This window comes from Pedomonas mirosovicensis (assembly GCF_022569295.1).
Taxonomy (GTDB): domain Bacteria; phylum Pseudomonadota; class Alphaproteobacteria; order Sphingomonadales; family Sphingomonadaceae; genus Pedomonas; species Pedomonas mirosovicensis.
In genome coordinates this window covers 325,272-340,713 of the sequence record NZ_JAKFIA010000001.1, presented here as the reverse complement: position 1 = coordinate 340,713, position 15,442 = coordinate 325,272, and the positions used below count along the sequence as shown (strand labels likewise).

13 protein-coding genes and 1 pseudogene are annotated in these 15,442 nt (G+C 67.3%); 1 reads left to right on the top strand and 13 read right to left on the bottom strand.

Annotation, left to right across the window (positions count from 1 at the left end):
• Positions 1–135 precede the first annotated feature (135 nt).
• The 4 genes and pseudogenes from infB to rimP all read right to left on the bottom strand — a co-directional run.
• Positions 136–3,066 (bottom strand): translation initiation factor IF-2, encoded by a 2,931-nt coding sequence (infB, locus tag L0C21_RS01620; protein ID WP_259276713.1) that lies wholly within the window; start codon positions 3,064–3,066, stop codon positions 136–138.
• Positions 3,063–3,713, bottom strand: coding sequence for a DUF448 domain-containing protein (locus L0C21_RS01615; protein WP_259276712.1), 651 nt, complete (start codon positions 3,711–3,713; stop codon positions 3,063–3,065). Before L0C21_RS01615 ends, infB begins: the two co-directional genes overlap by 4 nt.
• Positions 3,700–5,244, bottom strand: coding sequence for a transcription termination factor NusA (gene nusA, locus L0C21_RS01610; protein ID WP_259276711.1), 1,545 nt, complete (start codon positions 5,242–5,244; stop codon positions 3,700–3,702). The genes L0C21_RS01615 and nusA overlap by 14 nt, the downstream gene beginning before the upstream one ends.
• A gap of 145 nt (positions 5,245–5,389) precedes the next feature.
• Positions 5,390–5,914, bottom strand: a pseudogene (gene rimP / locus L0C21_RS01605) (ribosome maturation factor RimP); the annotation flags it as partial.
• Positions 5,915–5,994: 80 nt separating this feature from the next.
• Here rimP and L0C21_RS01600 point away from each other — a divergent pair.
• On the top strand, positions 5,995–6,126 hold the full coding sequence (locus tag L0C21_RS01600) for a hypothetical protein (protein ID WP_259276709.1): 132 nt from the start codon (positions 5,995–5,997) through the stop codon (positions 6,124–6,126).
• On the opposite strand, the gene trmB is transcribed toward L0C21_RS01600, so the two are convergent.
• From trmB to L0C21_RS01555, 9 genes are all read right to left on the bottom strand, one after another.
• The gene (trmB, locus tag L0C21_RS01595) at positions 6,111–6,806 is read right to left on the bottom strand and encodes a tRNA (guanosine(46)-N7)-methyltransferase TrmB (protein ID WP_259276708.1); all 696 of its coding nucleotides are present in this window, start codon (positions 6,804–6,806) and stop codon (positions 6,111–6,113) included. The genes L0C21_RS01600 and trmB overlap by 16 nt on opposite strands.
• Before the next feature lie 260 nt (positions 6,807–7,066).
• Positions 7,067–8,239: a methionine adenosyltransferase gene (gene metK, locus L0C21_RS01590; RefSeq protein WP_259276707.1), complete on the bottom strand. Its 1,173-nt coding sequence runs from the start codon at positions 8,237–8,239 to the stop codon at positions 7,067–7,069.
• 223 nt (positions 8,240–8,462) lie between these two features.
• Entirely contained in the window at positions 8,463–8,900 is a 438-nt protein-coding gene (locus L0C21_RS01585; protein ID WP_259276706.1) for a helix-turn-helix domain-containing protein, read from the bottom strand.
• A 79-nt stretch (positions 8,901–8,979) separates the two neighbouring features.
• Complete coding sequence (gene lnt, locus L0C21_RS01580) at positions 8,980–10,548, bottom strand: apolipoprotein N-acyltransferase (protein WP_259278784.1); 1,569 nt, start codon at positions 10,546–10,548, stop codon at positions 8,980–8,982.
• 86 nt (positions 10,549–10,634) lie between these two features.
• The gene (locus tag L0C21_RS01575; protein WP_259276705.1) at positions 10,635–11,357 is read right to left on the bottom strand and encodes a hemolysin family protein; all 723 of its coding nucleotides are present in this window, start codon (positions 11,355–11,357) and stop codon (positions 10,635–10,637) included.
• 173 nt (positions 11,358–11,530) lie between these two features.
• Positions 11,531–12,055 (bottom strand): rRNA maturation RNase YbeY, encoded by a 525-nt coding sequence (ybeY, locus tag L0C21_RS01570; protein ID WP_259276704.1) that lies wholly within the window; start codon positions 12,053–12,055, stop codon positions 11,531–11,533.
• Positions 12,042–13,001 (bottom strand): PhoH family protein, encoded by a 960-nt coding sequence (locus L0C21_RS01565; RefSeq protein WP_259278783.1) that lies wholly within the window; start codon positions 12,999–13,001, stop codon positions 12,042–12,044. The genes ybeY and L0C21_RS01565 overlap by 14 nt, the downstream gene beginning before the upstream one ends.
• A 73-nt stretch (positions 13,002–13,074) precedes the next feature.
• Entirely contained in the window at positions 13,075–14,460 is a 1,386-nt protein-coding gene (gene miaB / locus L0C21_RS01560) for a tRNA (N6-isopentenyl adenosine(37)-C2)-methylthiotransferase MiaB (RefSeq protein ID WP_259276703.1), read from the bottom strand.
• Between the two features lie 149 nt (positions 14,461–14,609).
• Entirely contained in the window at positions 14,610–15,425 is an 816-nt protein-coding gene (locus tag L0C21_RS01555) for a lysophospholipid acyltransferase family protein (protein WP_259276702.1), read from the bottom strand.
• Between the last annotated feature and the right edge of the window lie 17 nt (positions 15,426–15,442).

Sequence of the window (15,442 nt, the reverse complement as noted above, 5' to 3'; positions counted from 1 at the left end):
AAGATCAAAACCGCCAGGTCCCGAATGCCGTTGCGGGCGGCTTCTCCTGCGCCTGTTGCCACAGGCTTTGGAGAAACCGCCCGCGGGCGTGACGAAACTGGGCGGGGGCTCTGTCGCCAGAACCCCCGCTGTGTCTTAGAGCGTGCGCTCGCGCTGCTCGATTTCGTAGGCCTCGACGACGTCGCCCACCTTGATGTCCTGGAAGTTCTCGAGCGTGATACCGCACTCCAGGCCGGCGCGAACTTCGTTCACGTCGTCCTTGAAGCGGCGCAGGCTCGAAAGGGCACCGTTGTAGACGATGACATCGTCGCGCAGGAGGCGTGCCTTGAGGTTGCGGCGCAGCGTGCCGTCGCGGACGATGAGACCCGCCGCCTTGCCGGCCTTGCCTGCCTGGAACACCTCGCGCACCTCGGCGCGGCCCACCACGTTCTCCACCAGCTCGGGGCCGAGCTGACCGGCCATGGCGGCCTTCATGTCATCCACCAGATCGTAGATGATGTCGTAGTACTTGATGACCACGCCATCCCGCTCGGCGACTTCCCGCGCCTTGGCATTGGCGCGGACGTTGAAGCCGACGATCGGCGCATTGGACGCCTTCGCCAGCGTGACGTCGGACTCGGTGATGCCGCCCACGGCCGCGTGCAGCACGCGGGCCTTGATCTCCTCGGTGGAAAGCTTGGAGATCGCCTGGGCAATCGCCTCGACCGAGCCGTGCACGTCGGCCTTGATGAGCACCGGGAATTCCTGCGCTTTCGACGCTTTGAGCGCCGAGAACATGGATTCCAGCGTGGTCGGGGCCACGGCCTGGCGCTTCCGCTGGGCCAGCGTTGCGCGGTATTCGGCCACTTCGCGGGCGCGGGCTTCGTTTTCAACGACCGAGAAGCTGTCGCCCGCACCCGGCACGCCGGAGATGCCGAGCACCTCCACCGGCTGGGCGGGACCCGCCTGCTTCACCTGGCGGCCCTTGTCGTCGACGAGGGCGCGGACCTTGCCCCATTCGGCGCCGACGACGAAGATGTCGCCCACCTTCAGGGTGCCGCGGTTGACGAGGATGGTGGCCACCGGGCCACGGCCCTTGTCGAGCTTGGCTTCGATGACCGTGCCTTCCGCCGGACGATCCGGGTTGGCCTTCAGCTCCAGCAGTTCGGCCTGCAGCAGAATCTTCTCGGTCAGCTGGTCGAGACCCAGCTTCTTGAGAGCCGAGACTTCCACGTCCTGCACGTCGCCGCCGAAGGCTTCCACCTGAACGTCGTGGCTCAGCAGCGCCTCGCGCACCTTGGTCGGGTTGGCGGCCGGCTTGTCGATCTTGTTGATCGCCACGATCATCGGCACGCCAGCGGCCTTGGTGTGGTTGATGGCCTCGATGGTCTGCGGCATCAGGCCGTCATCGGCCGCCACCACGAGGATGACGATGTCCGTGACGTTGGCGCCGCGGGCGCGCATCTCGGTGAAGGCCTCGTGGCCCGGCGTGTCGAGGAAGGTGATCTTCTCGCCGCTCTTCAGCGTCACCTGGTAGGCGCCGATGTGCTGGGTGATGCCGCCGGCTTCGCCCGCCACCACATCGGTGCCGCGCAGGGCATCGAGCAGCGAGGTCTTGCCGTGGTCGACGTGACCCATAATCGTCACCACCGGCGGACGCGGACGCAGCGCTTCCTCGAGGTCCTCGCCGCCGGTCAGGCCGATTTCCACGTCCGATTCGGCGACGCGCTTCACCGTGTGGCCGAAGTCGGTCACGATCAGCTCGGCGGTGTCCTGGTCGATCGACTGGTTGAGCGTCACCACCATGCCCATCTTGAACAGGGCCTTGATGACGTCCGAGCCGCGCTCGGCCATACGGTTGGCCAGTTCCTGAACGGTGATGGTCTCGGGCACGACCACTTCGCGGACCTGCTTGGCGGCGGGGCCCTGCGAGGCGTGCAGGCGCTTTTCCTTCTCCCGGGCGCGCTTCAGCGCGGCGAGCGAGCGGACGCGAACCGAGTCGTCGTCGTTCAGCGCGCGCACCACGGTGAGCTTGCCGGACTGGCGGCGCTCGTCCGAACGCGGGCGGGCAACCTTCGGAGCCTCGGGCTTGCGCTTGGCGGGACCGGCAGGGCCACGACGGACCTCTTCCTCGTCGTCCGCCACCACCGGGCGCTTGCCGGGACGCTCGACACCGGCGGCCGGAGCGGCGCGCTCGCCAGCCGGGCGCTCGCCAGCGGCCGGCTTGGGCTGGGCGGCCTTGCGCTTGGCTTCTTCTTCCTTGCGCTTGGCTTCCTCGGCGGCGAGGCGGGCAGCCTCTTCCTCGGCCTTGCGCTTGGCCTCGCGGGCTTCCTTCTCGGCCTGAAGCGCGGCTTCGCGCTCGGCATCCGCACGGCGGCGCTGTTCCTCGAGGGCGCGCATGCGCTCCTCTTCGGCCTGGCGCAGCGCGGCCTGCACCCGCTCCTGGCGGGTCAGGCGGTCAAGATCGGTGATCGGGCCGCCGCTCGCGCCGCCACGGCGCTGCTGCTGGCCGCCACGGCCCTGGCCCTGGCCACGACCATCGCGACCGCCACGGCCACCCTGCGGCTGGCCACCCCGAGCTTCACGACCATCACGGGCCTCGCGGCCATCACGGCCCTGGGGCTGCGCGGGCTTCGGTGCGGCCGGGGCGGGAGCCGCCGGCGTCAACGCAGGCTCCGGCGCTGCCGGAGCAGCGGCAACCGGGGCCGGTTCGGGCTCGGGGGCTGGCGCAGGCTCGGGTTCGGCAACTGCGGGCTGCTCGGCAACCGGCGCGGGCTCGGGGGCCGGTTCGGGCGCAGGCGCGGGCTGGGCCACAGGCTCGGGAGCCGGCGCAGGCGCCGGTTCCGGCTGAGCCACGGGTTCAGGCTGGGCAGCGGCGGGTGCCTCGGGGGCCGTGGTGACGACCTCCTGCTCCTCGTGCTGCTCGTCCTCACCCGGCCGCTTCAGCACGCGGCGCTTCTTCACCTCGACCATGACGGTCTTGGAGCGCCCGTGGCTAAAGCTCTGCTTGACCTTGCCGGCTTCAATTGTTTTCTTGATGCCCAGCGGTGGCCGCGAGCCTAGGGTGAGTTTCTTATCGTCAGTCATCCACGAACCGTCCCAATTTCCGAGCCCGGAAATTCAACAAAAGCGCACCAGCGGCGCGCATCTTCCAATATACGACGCGCGGCCCCCGAGTCGGTGACCGCAGCGTGTACCACATTTTCACGACCCAACGCCAAGCTCAATTCGGCTCTGGCGGCGGGTAATCGCAGCATATAACCGTCAGGCCGGATCTGGCGCAGCGCGCCGTCCAGCTTGGCGGCCCCATCATGGGCTGCGTCGCCTGCGTGCACCAGAGCATATACGCGTCCGGCGCGGATGGCACTGAGAATCCGGTCAAACCCGTAGGTCAGGTTTCCGGCCCGATTCTCAAGCCCCAGGCGGGAGAAGCAGCGCCGTTCCAGCCCGGTGGCGATCTGCTCGGGCAGGTTCTCCGGCACCATCAGCTTGCGCGCATCCGTTCGCAGGGTGCGCGCCGCCAGCCCCTTCAGCTTGCCCTTGGCGAGGGCTTCCTCCAGCGCCGGGCGGTCCGGGCTGATCCACGCGCCGCGCCCGCCCAGCTTGGCTCCGAGGTCGGGCACCAGCTCACCATCGGGACCGAGCGCCAGGCGGATCAGCCCCGCGCGGTCCCCGCTTTCGCCGGTGAGAAGGCAGCGCCTCTCAGATATGTGCTCGTCCTCAGTCCTGGTCACTCGTTTCCCCGGCTTCGTCCTCGAACCAGTGGGCGCGCGCCGCCATGATGACCGCGTTGCCCTCTTCCTCGCTGAGGCCGAAATCCTTCAAAATACCGTCGCGCTTCGAGATCAGCTCGTCGGTGGCGAGGTCCGCCAGATCATCGAGCGTCTTGATGCCCGCCTTGCCGAGCGCCACCAGCATGGGCTCGGTGAGCCCCTCGATGGCGGCCAGTTCGTCGGTCACGCCCAGTTCGCGGCGCTCCTCGCGGGCCTTCTCGGCGCGGCGCTCCAGCGCTTCCTGGGCGCGGTTCTGCAGCTCGGCGGCCACGTCCTCGTCCAGACCCTCGATCTCGGCCAGATCCTCGATCTCGACGTAGGCCACTTCCTCCAGCTCGGTGAAGCCTTCGGCCACCAGCAGCTGGGCCAGCGTCTCGTCAACGTCCAGCTCGTTGATGAACATCTCGGAGCGTTCCTTAAATTCCTTCTGGCGACGCTCGGACTCTTCGGCCTCGGTGAGGATGTCGATGGTCCACCCCGTCAGCTGGCTGGCCAGGCGCACGTTCTGGCCGCGGCGGCCGATGGCGAGGCTCAGCTGATCGTCCGGCACCACCACCTCGATGCGGCGGTCTTCCTCATCGAGCACCACCTTGGTGACTTCCGCCGGCTGCAGCGCGTTCACGATGAACGTGGCCGGGTCCGGCGACCAGGGGATGATATCGATCTTCTCGCCCTGCAGTTCCTGCACGACGGCCTGCACGCGGCTGCCCTTCATGCCGACGCACGCGCCGACCGGATCGATCGAGCTGTCGTTGGAGATGACGCCGATCTTGGCGCGCGACCCCGGATCGCGGGCCACGGCCTTGATCTCGATGACGCCGTCGTAAATCTCCGGCACTTCCTGCGCGAACAGCTTCCGCATGAAGTCGCCATGCGCGCGGGACAGGAAGATCTGCGGGCCGCGGTTCTCGCGGCGCACGCTGGCGATGTAGGCGCGGACGCGATCGCCGACGCGCAGCGTCTCGCGCGGGATCTGCTGGTCGCGGCGGATGACGCCCTCGGCCCGGCCGAGATCAACGACCACGTGGCCGAATTCCACCCGCTTGACGACGCCGGTGATGATCTCACCCACGCGGTCCTTGTATTCGTTGTACTGGCGCTCGCGCTCGGCGTCGCGCACCTTCTGCACGATCACCTGCTTGGCGGTCTGGGCGGCGATGCGGCCGAAATCCAGCGGCGGCAGCGGATCGGCGATGAAGTCGCCAATGACCGCGCCTTCCTTGCGGGACTGGGCGTCGACCACCGAGATCTGCTTGAACAGGTCTTCCGGCTGCTCGACCACCTCGACGACGCGCCACAGGCGCATGTCGCCGGTGCGCGGGTCGATCTTGGCGCGGATGTCGTTCTCCGAGCCGTAACGGGCGCGGGCGGCGCGCTGGATCGCCTCTTCCATCGCCTCGAGCACGACCGTCTTGTCGATGCCCTTCTCGCGCGCCACGGCGTCGGCAATGGCAAGCAGTTCCATCTTGTTGGCGCTGACAGCGGTAGCCATGATGTCCTCGCGTTTCCTAGTTGTCTTCGTTCTCTAGGGTGTCGTCGGTGTCGTCGTTGGCGGTCTGGGCGGGGCCATTATGGCCGCTGTCAGGTGCTGCAGCCCTGCTCTTCTTCCCGTCTGCCTTTTTCGGTTTCTTCTTTGCGTCCTTGGCCTCGCGGGCCGCGGCGTCCGCCTCGGCGCGCCATTCGGGCATGGTGGCCTCGATCAGCGCGTCGGTCAGCACCAGCTTGGCGGTGTCCACCTCGCTCAGCGGAATGCGGGCCGTGCCGGTCTCGGTTTCGATCAGCACGTCCTCGCCCTCAAGGCCGAGCAGCGTGCCGGAGAAACGCTTGCGCCCGTCCACCGGCGCCTTGGCGTTGAGGCGGGCCAGATGCCCGGCCCAGGTCACGAAATCCTTGGGCCGGGTGAGCGGCCGGTCGATGCCGGGGGAGGAGACCTCCAGGTGATACTCGCCGGGGATGGGGTCCACCTCGTCCAGCATTTCGGAAAGGGCGCGGCTGATCTCGGCGCAGTCCTCGATGACCAGCTGGCCGGTCTCGGGCCGCTCGGCCATCACCTGAAGGGTGGCGCGCCGCTCGCCGCCGCCGAACGTCACGCGCACCAGCTCATAGCCCATCTTGGTGAGGATGGGTTCGATGAGGGCGCGCAGGCGTTCAATATTGGCCAAATCCGTTTCCCGTAACGCTTAAAGTAAAACCCCTGGGTTGCCGCCCCAGCCCCTGTGGCGACTTCCTCAGGGTTGTAACCATGTGGAAGATTGCAAGGGATATAAGCCGAAATGGCGAGAAAGACAAGGCCACGCCGGAACATGCCGCCGAACGGCAAAATTCGGCGGATGGCGGCGCTAATTTGATGTTTTTATTTCAGGGGCGCAGGTAGCGGAAATACCAGATCGGCCGCCCCTCGGATTCGGCCCACTGGCCGTAGCGGGTGGCGGGCCAGTCGGCGGGCCGGGTTTCCCAGTCGGCCGGCGTCTCGGCGGTCCACAGGAAATCCGCGCGCCGGTTCATCTGCATCACTGCCCAGCGCATGTAAACCGGATGGTCCGTCGCCAGGCGGAACTCCCCGCCTGGGCGGAGCTTGCGGGCCACCACATCAAGGGGGCCGGAGTTCACGAAGCGCCGCTTGGCGTGGCGGGCCTTGGGCCAGGGGTCTGGATGCAGCAGGAACACGCGCCCCAAACTGGCATCGGGCAGGCGCTCCAGCACTTCCAGCGCGTCGCCCATGTGTAGGCGCACGTTGGGCAGCTGCTTCTCGTCGATGTGGTTGAGCGCGCCGACGACGCCGGTCTGGAACGGCTCGCAGCCGATGAAGCCGATGTCCGGGTTTGCCTCGGCCAGCGTCGCCATGTGTTCGCCCTTGCCGAAGCCCACTTCCAGCCACACGTCCTTCACCGGTTGGTCGAACAGGGCGGCGGGGTCCAGCGTCTCGCCTTCCGGCGGCACCGGCACGGCGACGCGCGGCAGCAGGTCCTCCACCAGCTGCTGCTGGCGGTTACGCAGCTTGAAGCCTTTGCGCCGGCCATAAAGACGACGAAGGGTGGTGGGGTCCTGGGTCATGCGGCGGCTTGCTGTCCTTGTGGTCGGTCGGGGTTTGGGCATTCCAATGCTCGGCCGGGCCATGGCCGCGGCGGCGCCTTGTTAGCGCATCCGGCCTCAGGACGAAAACCGCTTTTCGGCGCACCGGGCGCAGCCGCAGGAAAGGCCGGCGCGGCCTTTGCGGAAACGGCCCGCCGCCCGGCATGAACATGGGGGCGGCGAGCCGTTGGAAGAGGTGGAATAAGGGCCAAAGGCGCGGGGGTGCCGCGCCGGTCCGGTAATTAAAGCGCGGCCTTGATGGCTTCCGCCAGATCGGTGCGCTCCCACGAGAAGCCGCCGTCCGCTTCCGGCGCGCGGCCGAAGTGGCCGTAGGCGGCGGTGCGCTCGTAGATCGGCTTGTTCAGCCCCAGATGGGTGCGGATGCCCTTCGGCGTCAGCTTCATCAGGGTGGGCAGCAGCTGCTCCAGCTTCTCCTCCGGCACCTGGCCGGTGCCGTGCAGGTTCACATAGAAGGAGAGGGGCTCGGCCACGCCGATGGCGTAGGAAATCTGCACCGTGCACTGGCGGGCAACCCCGGCCGCCACCACGTTCTTGGCGAGATACCGGCAGGCATAGGCGGCCGAGCGGTCCACCTTGGTGGGGTCCTTGCCCGAGAAGGCGCCGCCGCCATGGGGCGCCGCGCCGCCGTAGGTATCAACGATGATCTTGCGGCCGGTGAGGCCAGCATCGCCATCCGGTCCGCCGATCTCGAACAGGCCGGTGGGGTTGACGTAAATACCCGCATCCTCCGGTAGCCAGCCCTCGGGCAGCACCTCGGCGGCGATGTTCTTCACATAGGCGCGCAAGGCGGCCTGGTCGTAGCCGGCGGCATGCTGGGTCGAGACCACCAGCTTGGTGGCGCGCACCGGCCGCCCGTTCTCATAGGCGAGGGTGATCTGGCTCTTGGCGTCCGGCTCCAGGAAGGGCGCGCGGCCGGAGTGGCGCTCTTCCGCCAGCTTTTCCAGAATCCGGTGGGCGTAGAACAGGGTGGCGGGCATGAACTCCGGCGTCTCGTCGCAGGCGTAGCCGAACATGATGCCCTGGTCGCCCGCGCCCTCGTCCTTGCCGTTGGTGGAGTCTTCATCGACGCCCTGGGCGATGTGGGCCGACTGCTCGTGCAGGTGGCAGGCGAACTCCGCCGTTTCCCAATGGAAGCCGTCCTGCGCGTAGCCGATGCGGCGAACCACCTTGCGGGCGGCCTCTTCCAGTTCGGCGTGCGTTACCTCGACCGCCGAGCGCACCTCGCCCGCCAGGATGATGCGATTGGTGGTGACCAGCGTTTCGCAGGCCACGCGGGCGACGGGATCCTTCGAGAGGTACAGGTCAACGATGGCGTCGGAAATCTGGTCAGCAACCTTGTCCGGATGGCCTTCCGACACGGACTCGCTGGTAAAGACGTAGTTGGTGCGGCCCACGCTTGAAATCCTTGACTGAATATATCGTCGCTTGGCGGGGTGATACCACAGCCCCTCCAAAACATCAAAGGCATATAAAGTTATATTTATGTCTTTAAATTCCCTGTGGGACGACAGGGGCAAGAAAACCGAAGGATTTGCCGCAGGCATCCTTCGGAAAAAGCAGGGAGATCGCCAAGGGAGCGCCTCTCCCTTGGCTAAGGACTTGTAAAAGCAGGTTGCTTTATTCGGCGGCCATGCGCGCGGCGAGGCCGGACTGGTCGTCGCCGGCCGGGGTCATGGCCCGCAAGAGATCGAGGAAGCGGCGGCGCACCTGCGGGTCGGGCAGGCTGTAGTAGCAGCGCAGCAGCTCGTGGGTCTCGCGGGAGGAGAGGTGGCTCGCCTCGATCGGGCTCGACACTGCCTCGGGCATGGGATTGGCCTCTTCGGCCAGGGCCTCGGCCCCCTCGTAGAAGTAGGTGATGGGCACCGAGAGGATGCGGGACAGCTCGAACAGGCGGCTGGCGCTGATGCGATTGCTGCCGCGCTCGTACTTTTGCACCTGCTGGAAGGTGAGGCCGAGCGCCTCCCCCAGCTTTTCCTGGGTGATGCCGAGCAGGCGCCGCCGCGCCCGGACCCGGCCGCCAACGTGAACATCAACGGGATGTGGACTCTCTGACATAACTCGACCAACGCTACACAGTTGAATGCTTCGCTTGCCGGTCTTTGCTTGCCGACGGCAGTAAGCCCGTCGGGTGGCTTCAAGCGGTTCGCCGGACGATCACAAGACCGAAGCTGAGCAGAAACAAACCAAAAAGCAGCGGCACATCGCCAAAGCGAGCATAAAGCGTGACGGAGTGCGGCGCGGGCAGGGCTCCGGTGAGGACGCCGGCGGTTCCAAGCGGCAGGCTGGCGGTCAGCCTTCCTTCGGAGTCGATGATGGCGGAGACGCCCGTGGGCGTGGCGCGCACGATGGGCAGGCCTTCCTCGATGGCGCGCATCCGGGCGATGGCCAGGTGCTGATAGGGGCCGGACGACTCGCCGAACCAGGCGTCGTTGGAGATGTTGACCAGCCAGGCCGGACGCTTGGCCCGGTCCACCACGTTGCCGGGGAAGATCACCTCGTAGCAGATGAGCGGCCCGAAATCCGGCACGCCGGGCACTTCAAGCGTGCGAACGCCGGGACCGGGCACGAAGTCGACATCGCCGGGAGCGAGCCGGTCGAGCCCCAGCGGGGCCAGCAGGTGGCGCAGCGGCATGTACTCGCCGAAGGGGACGAGATGGGCCTTGTCGTAATGGGCCTGAATCGCGCCATCGGGCGAGAGGACGAACAGGCTGTTGCGAAGGGCGACCGGCGTGCCGTCCGCCTCGTAATCGACGCGGATGCCGCCGGTGATGAGCACGCCCGGCGGCTCGATGTGCCGGCCCATCAGGTAGCGGGTGCTCGGCTCGTTCTCGATAAAGTTCTGAATGGCGGTTTCCGGCCAGATGACGATGCCGGGGCCGTGGCGCTCGATGGCCTTGGCGGTGAGGTCAAGGTGCGCCCACAGGTGGCGGCGCTCGGCGGCGGGATCCCACTTCTCGTCCTGCCCGATGCCCGCCTGTACGATGTGCAGCTGCACGCCGGTGTCGGCCTCGGGCCGATCAAGGATCAGCCGGGCCGTGCCCCACAGGCCAAGGCCGATGACGAGGATCGCCGTGAAGCCCGCCAGTCGCCGCGCGCCCTGGGTATGGTCGGCGAGCACGGCGATGGCGCCGCCGGTCAGCAGCATGAGGAAGGAGAGGCCATAGACGCCCGTGAGCGAAGCCGCCTGCGCCACGGGAAGCACCGGCAGCCAGGCGTTGCCCGCCAGGTTCCAGGGAAAGCCGGTCAGCAGGTGCCCGCGCAGCCACTCGAACACCACCCACACGAGGGCGAGCACCAGGGCGCGCCGCGCCCGCCCGCTCCAGAACCGGTGAGCGGCAGCCGTGGTGAGCGCGATGAAGATGGCGAAGCCGCCAACGAGCAGCAGCACGGCCGGCAGGCCGAGCGCGGGCGGCATGTTGCTCTGATAGCGAAAGGCAATGGCGATCCAGTAAAGGCCGATGGCAAACTGGCCGAAGCCGAACAGCCAGCCCAGCGCCGCTGCCCGCCGGGTGGTGCGGGCGGTATCGAGCAGCCACAGCAGCGCCGCCAGCGCCAGCGGCATGAGTGGGAACAGGTGGAGTGGCGCGAAGGAGAGCGCGCTCAGGGCTCCTGCTGCCAGGGCGAGGGTATTCTGGTGGCTCGGCGGCTGACGCCGGACCCAGTCAGCGGCGCGCGCGGCGGCGGTTTCGATGCGGCTTGGCACAGACAAGGCGGACACTCAGGCTGGAGGTTCGGTCGGCTGCCGGTTCGGATACCGGCGTCAGGCGGCGGGAACAAGGAGGCGGACCATCAGCCCTCCGCCTCAGAGTCGGCGGGCGGATGAACGCGCACCCGGGTGATGCGCCGGGGCTCGCCGTCCACGATCTCGAACCGATAGCCGGAGGGGTGCTCGATCACCTCGCCGATGGCGGGCACCCGCCCGGCCAGCACGAAGATGAGCCCGCCCACGGTGTCGATGTCGCTGTCGTCGTCTTCCGGCAGGAAGTCGGTGTTCAGCTCGGTCTCCAGCTCGGTCACGGACAGCCGGGCATCGGCCTCATAGATGCCGCCGGGCAGCTGGCGCAGCAGGCTGGCCTCGGCCTCGTCGTGCTCATCCTCGATCTCGCCGACGATCTGCTCGACGAGGTCCTCGATGGTCACCAAGCCATCGGTGCCGCCATATTCATCAACCACGATGGCCATGTGGGTGCGGCTGGCGCGCATGCGGGCCAGAAGATCGAGAATCCGCATGGAGGGCGGCACGAACAGCACGGAGCGCAGCAGCTGCTCAACCCTGGGCGGGCCCGCGTCGGATGGCTGGACCAGATGCTGGTAGACATCCTTGACGTGGACCATGCCGATGATGGCATCCAGGCTCTCGCGGTAGACCGGCAGGCGCGAATGGCCCGCCTCCGCGAACAGCCGGGCCAGCTCATCGAAGCTGCCGGCGGCGTCGAAGGCGATGATGTCCGGGCGCGGCACCGCCACGTCGTCCACCCGCAACTCGCCATAGCTCAGCAGGTTGCGGAGCATGGTCCGCTCCGCCAGGGACAAATCGTCCTGCTCGGCGTCGGATTCTGTGCTCCTCGATCACGTCCTCGAGGCTCTGGCGCAGCGTGCCGTCGCCGTGACGCTTGTGAAGGCGGTGGAGAAGGCCAGCCAACAGGCGGCTGACAACGTTACTTCCAGGTTCGGAGGCGGTGGAGTCAGTCATGGCCTATCGGGCCGTTGGCATAGGGGTCTGGCAGACCAAGGGAAGCAAGGATGGAACGCTCCAGCGATTCCATGGCTTCGGCCTCTTCATCGATCTCATGATCGTAGCCTAGCAAATGCAAGGTTCCATGAACAATGAGGTGGGTGACGTGGGCCGCCAGCAGCTTGTCCTGCGCCTCGGCTTCGGCCTGCGTGGTCTCGTGGGCGATCACGATGTCGCCCAGCAGGAACTCCTTGCCGAGAAACTTCGGGTCCTCAAGCTCCTCCGGCTCGGCCATGGGGAAGGAGAGCACGTTGGTGGCGCTGTCCTTGCCCCGGTACTCCCGGTTCAGCTCGCGGATGGTCTCGTCGTCGACGAACCGCAACGCCACCTCCACGGTGATGTCCGGCCACTGGTCCAGCGTGGCGAAGGGGGTTGCGCCCACGGCGGCATGAACCGCGCCGGCCGCCAGCTGATCCCAGGCAAGCCCGGCCTCTTCCCAGGCCGGAGCCTCCACCTCAGTTTCAATTCTCAACATGGCGGTCTGCGTCGTAAGCCTCAACAATGCGTCCGACCAGCGGGTGGCGAACCACCTCCTTCGGGTCGAACCGAACGGTGGCGATGCCCTCGATGCCTTCCAGCCGCGCAACCGCATCGGCAAGGCCGGAGCGCTGCGGCGGCGGCAGGTCCACCTGGCTGGGGTCGCCGCAGATGACCATGCGGCAGCGCGCGCCGAAGCGGGTGAGGAACATCTTCATCTGCATCGGCGTGGTGTTCTGCGCCTCGTCGAGGATGACGAAGGCGTCGGAGAGGGTGCGGCCGCGCATGAAGGCCAGCGGCGCCACCTCGATCTCGCCCGAGGCCAGCCGCCGCTCCACCTGTTCGGGCGGCAGCATGTCGTTGAGCGCGTCGTAGAGCGGGCGCAGGTAAGGGTCCACCTTCTCGCGCATGTCGCCGGGCAGGAAGCCGAGCCTCTCGCCCGCCTCCACCGCCGGGCGGGAGAGGATGATGCGATCCACCCCGCCGGTAATGAGTTCGTGCACGGCCTGGGCAACGGCCAGGTAGGTCTTGCCGGTGCCTGCGGGGCCGAGGGCGAAGATCATGTCGCTCTTGTGCAGGTGCTGCATGTAGCGCACCTGGGTCGGCGAGCGCGGCTGGATGGTCTTGCGCCGGGTGCGAATCTGCACTGGCGAGTCATCGCCCGCCTCCGGGGAGAGATCGCCCCGCTTCAGAATATCATCGGACAGCGCCACGGCGGATTCCACGTCGGCCAGTTCGATCTCGCCGCCCTGCTGGAGCCGGTTGTAGAGGGTGATGAGCACGTCCCGCGCGCGCGCCGCAGCTTCCGGCTCACCCTCGATGGTCAGGCGGTTGCCGCGCGCGGCGATGAACACGCCGAGCCGGTTTTCCAGCGCAATCAGGTGCTGGTCGAACTCGCCGAACAGCGGCCCGAGCAGCCGCCCTTCCTCGAATTCGAGTTGCAGGCTGCCATCATCTCCGCCGTCACCGGCGCGGGGGGCTGTTACGGTATGGTTTCTTGCCCATCGAGCCTCGCGTTTAAGCTGCCGCGAGCCGGTCCGCCAAACCGCCTTCAAGGCTGTTGGCGCCCGCGCTGAGCAGCGTGCATTGCACCAGATCGCCGATGCTGTGATCGGGAGCCAGAACGTGGACCGCCTGCATCCACGGCGAACGGCCGACCAGCTGGCCGGGATGCTTGCCGTGGCGCTCGAACAGCACCGGCACGGTCTTGCCGACGCTGGCCTGGTTGAACTCAAGCTGGTGTTCGTTCAGCAGCGCCTGCAGGCGGGCGAGCCGGTCGGCCTTCTCGTCCTCCGGCACCTGGGTTTCCATGTCGGCGGCGGGCGTTCCCGGACGCGGCGAATATTTGAACGAATAGGCCTGCGCGTACCGCACCGCCTTCACCAGATCGAGCGTCGCCTGGAAATCCGCCTCGGTCTCGCCGGGGAAGCCGACGATGAAGTCGCCCGAAAGGGCAAGGTCCGGCCGGGCGGCCTTCAGCCGCTCGATGATCTTCAGGTAGCTCTCGGCGGTGTGCTTGCGGTTCATCGCCGCGAGAATCCGGTCCGAACCTGCCTGCACCGGCAGGTGCAGGTAGGGCATGAGCTTCTCGATCTCGCCGTGCGCCGCGATCAGCTCGTCCGTCATGTCGCGCGGGTGCGAGGTGGTGTAGCGGATGCGCTCCAAGCCATCGATCTTGGCGAGGCGGCGGATGAGGCCGGCCAGCGACACGTCCTGGCCGCTGCCGTCAACGCCGTGGTAGGCGTTGACGTTCTGGCCGAGCAGGCTGATCTCCACGACGCCGCTGTCCACCAGCGCACGCACCTCATCCTCGATGGCGGCGACGGGGCGCGAGGTTTCCGCGCCGCGGGTATAGGGCACCACGCAGAAGGTGCAGAACTTGTCGCAGCCTTCCTGGGCGGTCACGAACGCCGCCGGGCCGCTGGTGCCGCGCTTCTTCGGCAGCTGGTCGAACTTGGCCTCGGCCGGGAAATCGGTGTCGAGCACGCGGGCGCGCTCGCCCTTGCCCTGCGCCTCGCGGGCCTTGGCCAGCATCTCGGGCAAGCGGTGGTAGGTCTGCGGGCCGAACACCATGTTGACGGCGGGCGCGCGGCGCATGATCTCCGGCCCTTCGGCCTGGGCGACGCAGCCGGCAACGGCAATCAGCGTCTCCTCGCCTTGCGCCTTGCGGGCGTTTGCGCTCTGGCGCAGGCGGCCCACTTCCGAATACACCTTCTCGGCGGCCTTCTCGCGGATATGGCAGGTGTTGAGAATGACGAGGTCTGCCTCGTCCGCATTCTCCGTTGGCGTATAGCCTTCATTTCCGAGCAGTTCGCCCATGCGCTCGGAGTCATACACGTTCATCTGGCAGCCAAAGGTCTTGATGAGAACCTTCTTGCTGCTGGGGGAGGTGGGATTGGTCACCAAAAAATGCTCGCTCTTACCTGTGCGTCGAACGCCAGCGAATGCTGCTCCGTTCCCTTGGCCGTCTCTTCCCGGCTAGATAGCCCAATGCGGCCGTGTTCTCAATGGAGTGCTGCCCGCTTCCGCGGGGGCATCCTATGCTTTTCGTCCTACACCTCGCCCCGGTTGGCGCGCAGCAGGCCCTCGGCGATCACCTGCTCGCAGTGGCGGGCCAGTTCCTTGCGGTTGGCAAAGTCAGACGGCCGCACCGGTTCGTGGAACTGAATGAGCGCCCTGACGCGCCCCAGGCCGAACAGCTCCCACGCGTGGGGCAGGAGGTCCATGTCGCCGATCCATGCCACCTTGTGGCGCATGGAGCGCAGCATGGGCAGGCCGTTGATGTGGGTGTAGGCAAGCGTGACCGGCTGCACCGTCGCGTCCATTCCGTCCGCTTCCGCAATGGCGAAGAGGGAGGTCTTGAACGGCTTGACCGTGCGCCCTGACGTGCTGGTGCCTTCGGGAAACAGGATGATGCTGTGGCCCGCGGCCATGCGCTCGGCGATGACGTTGGACTGCTCCCGCGAGCGGGTGCGCCGCTCCCGCTCCACGTAGATGGTGCGCTGGAGGTCCGACAGGCGGCCGACCATGCCCCACTGGCCCACTTCCGACTTGGCGACGAAGCTGCCAAGGATGCGCGAGCCCAGCACCGGAATATCCACCCACGAGATGTGGTTGGAGACATAAAGCGTGGGCTTGGCGGAAACGGGCGCGCCGATCACATCCACCTTCATGCCGATGGCGCGGCAGAACAGCCGGTGAAAGGCGCGGGGAATGCGCGGCGCCGCCTCGGGCCGCAGGCGCAGGCTCGCGGCCTGGGCCGGGCCGTAGAGGGCAAGGCCCAGCGAAGCCCAGGTGAGCGCGCGAACGGCCCGCCAATCCCGGTCAAAGCTATCGGAGAAGGGGTTGAGTAAGGGGGCGGTGCCCATATGTCCTGCCTAGAAGC

Bases quoted from the DNA above. Each gene is read 5' to 3' on its own strand.
- infB (WP_259276713.1), bottom strand. From the start codon at position 3,066: ATGACTGACGATAAGAAACTCACCCTAGGCTCGCGGCCACCGCTGGGC.
- nusA (WP_259276711.1), bottom strand. From the start codon at position 5,244: ATGGCTACCGCTGTCAGCGCCAACAAGATGGAACTGCTTGCCATTGCC.
- L0C21_RS01600 (WP_259276709.1), top strand. From the start codon at position 5,995: ATGTGGAAGATTGCAAGGGATATAAGCCGAAATGGCGAGAAAGACAAG.
- trmB (WP_259276708.1), bottom strand. From the start codon at position 6,806: ATGACCCAGGACCCCACCACCCTTCGTCGTCTTTATGGCCGGCGCAAA.
- L0C21_RS01585 (WP_259276706.1), bottom strand. From the start codon at position 8,900: ATGTCAGAGAGTCCACATCCCGTTGATGTTCACGTTGGCGGCCGGGTC.
- L0C21_RS01575 (WP_259276705.1), bottom strand. From the start codon at position 11,357: ATGCTCCGCAACCTGCTGAGCTATGGCGAGTTGCGGGTGGACGACGTG.
- ybeY (WP_259276704.1), bottom strand. From the start codon at position 12,055: ATGTTGAGAATTGAAACTGAGGTGGAGGCTCCGGCCTGGGAAGAGGCC.
- L0C21_RS01555 (WP_259276702.1), bottom strand. From the start codon at position 15,425: ATGGGCACCGCCCCCTTACTCAACCCCTTCTCCGATAGCTTTGACCGG.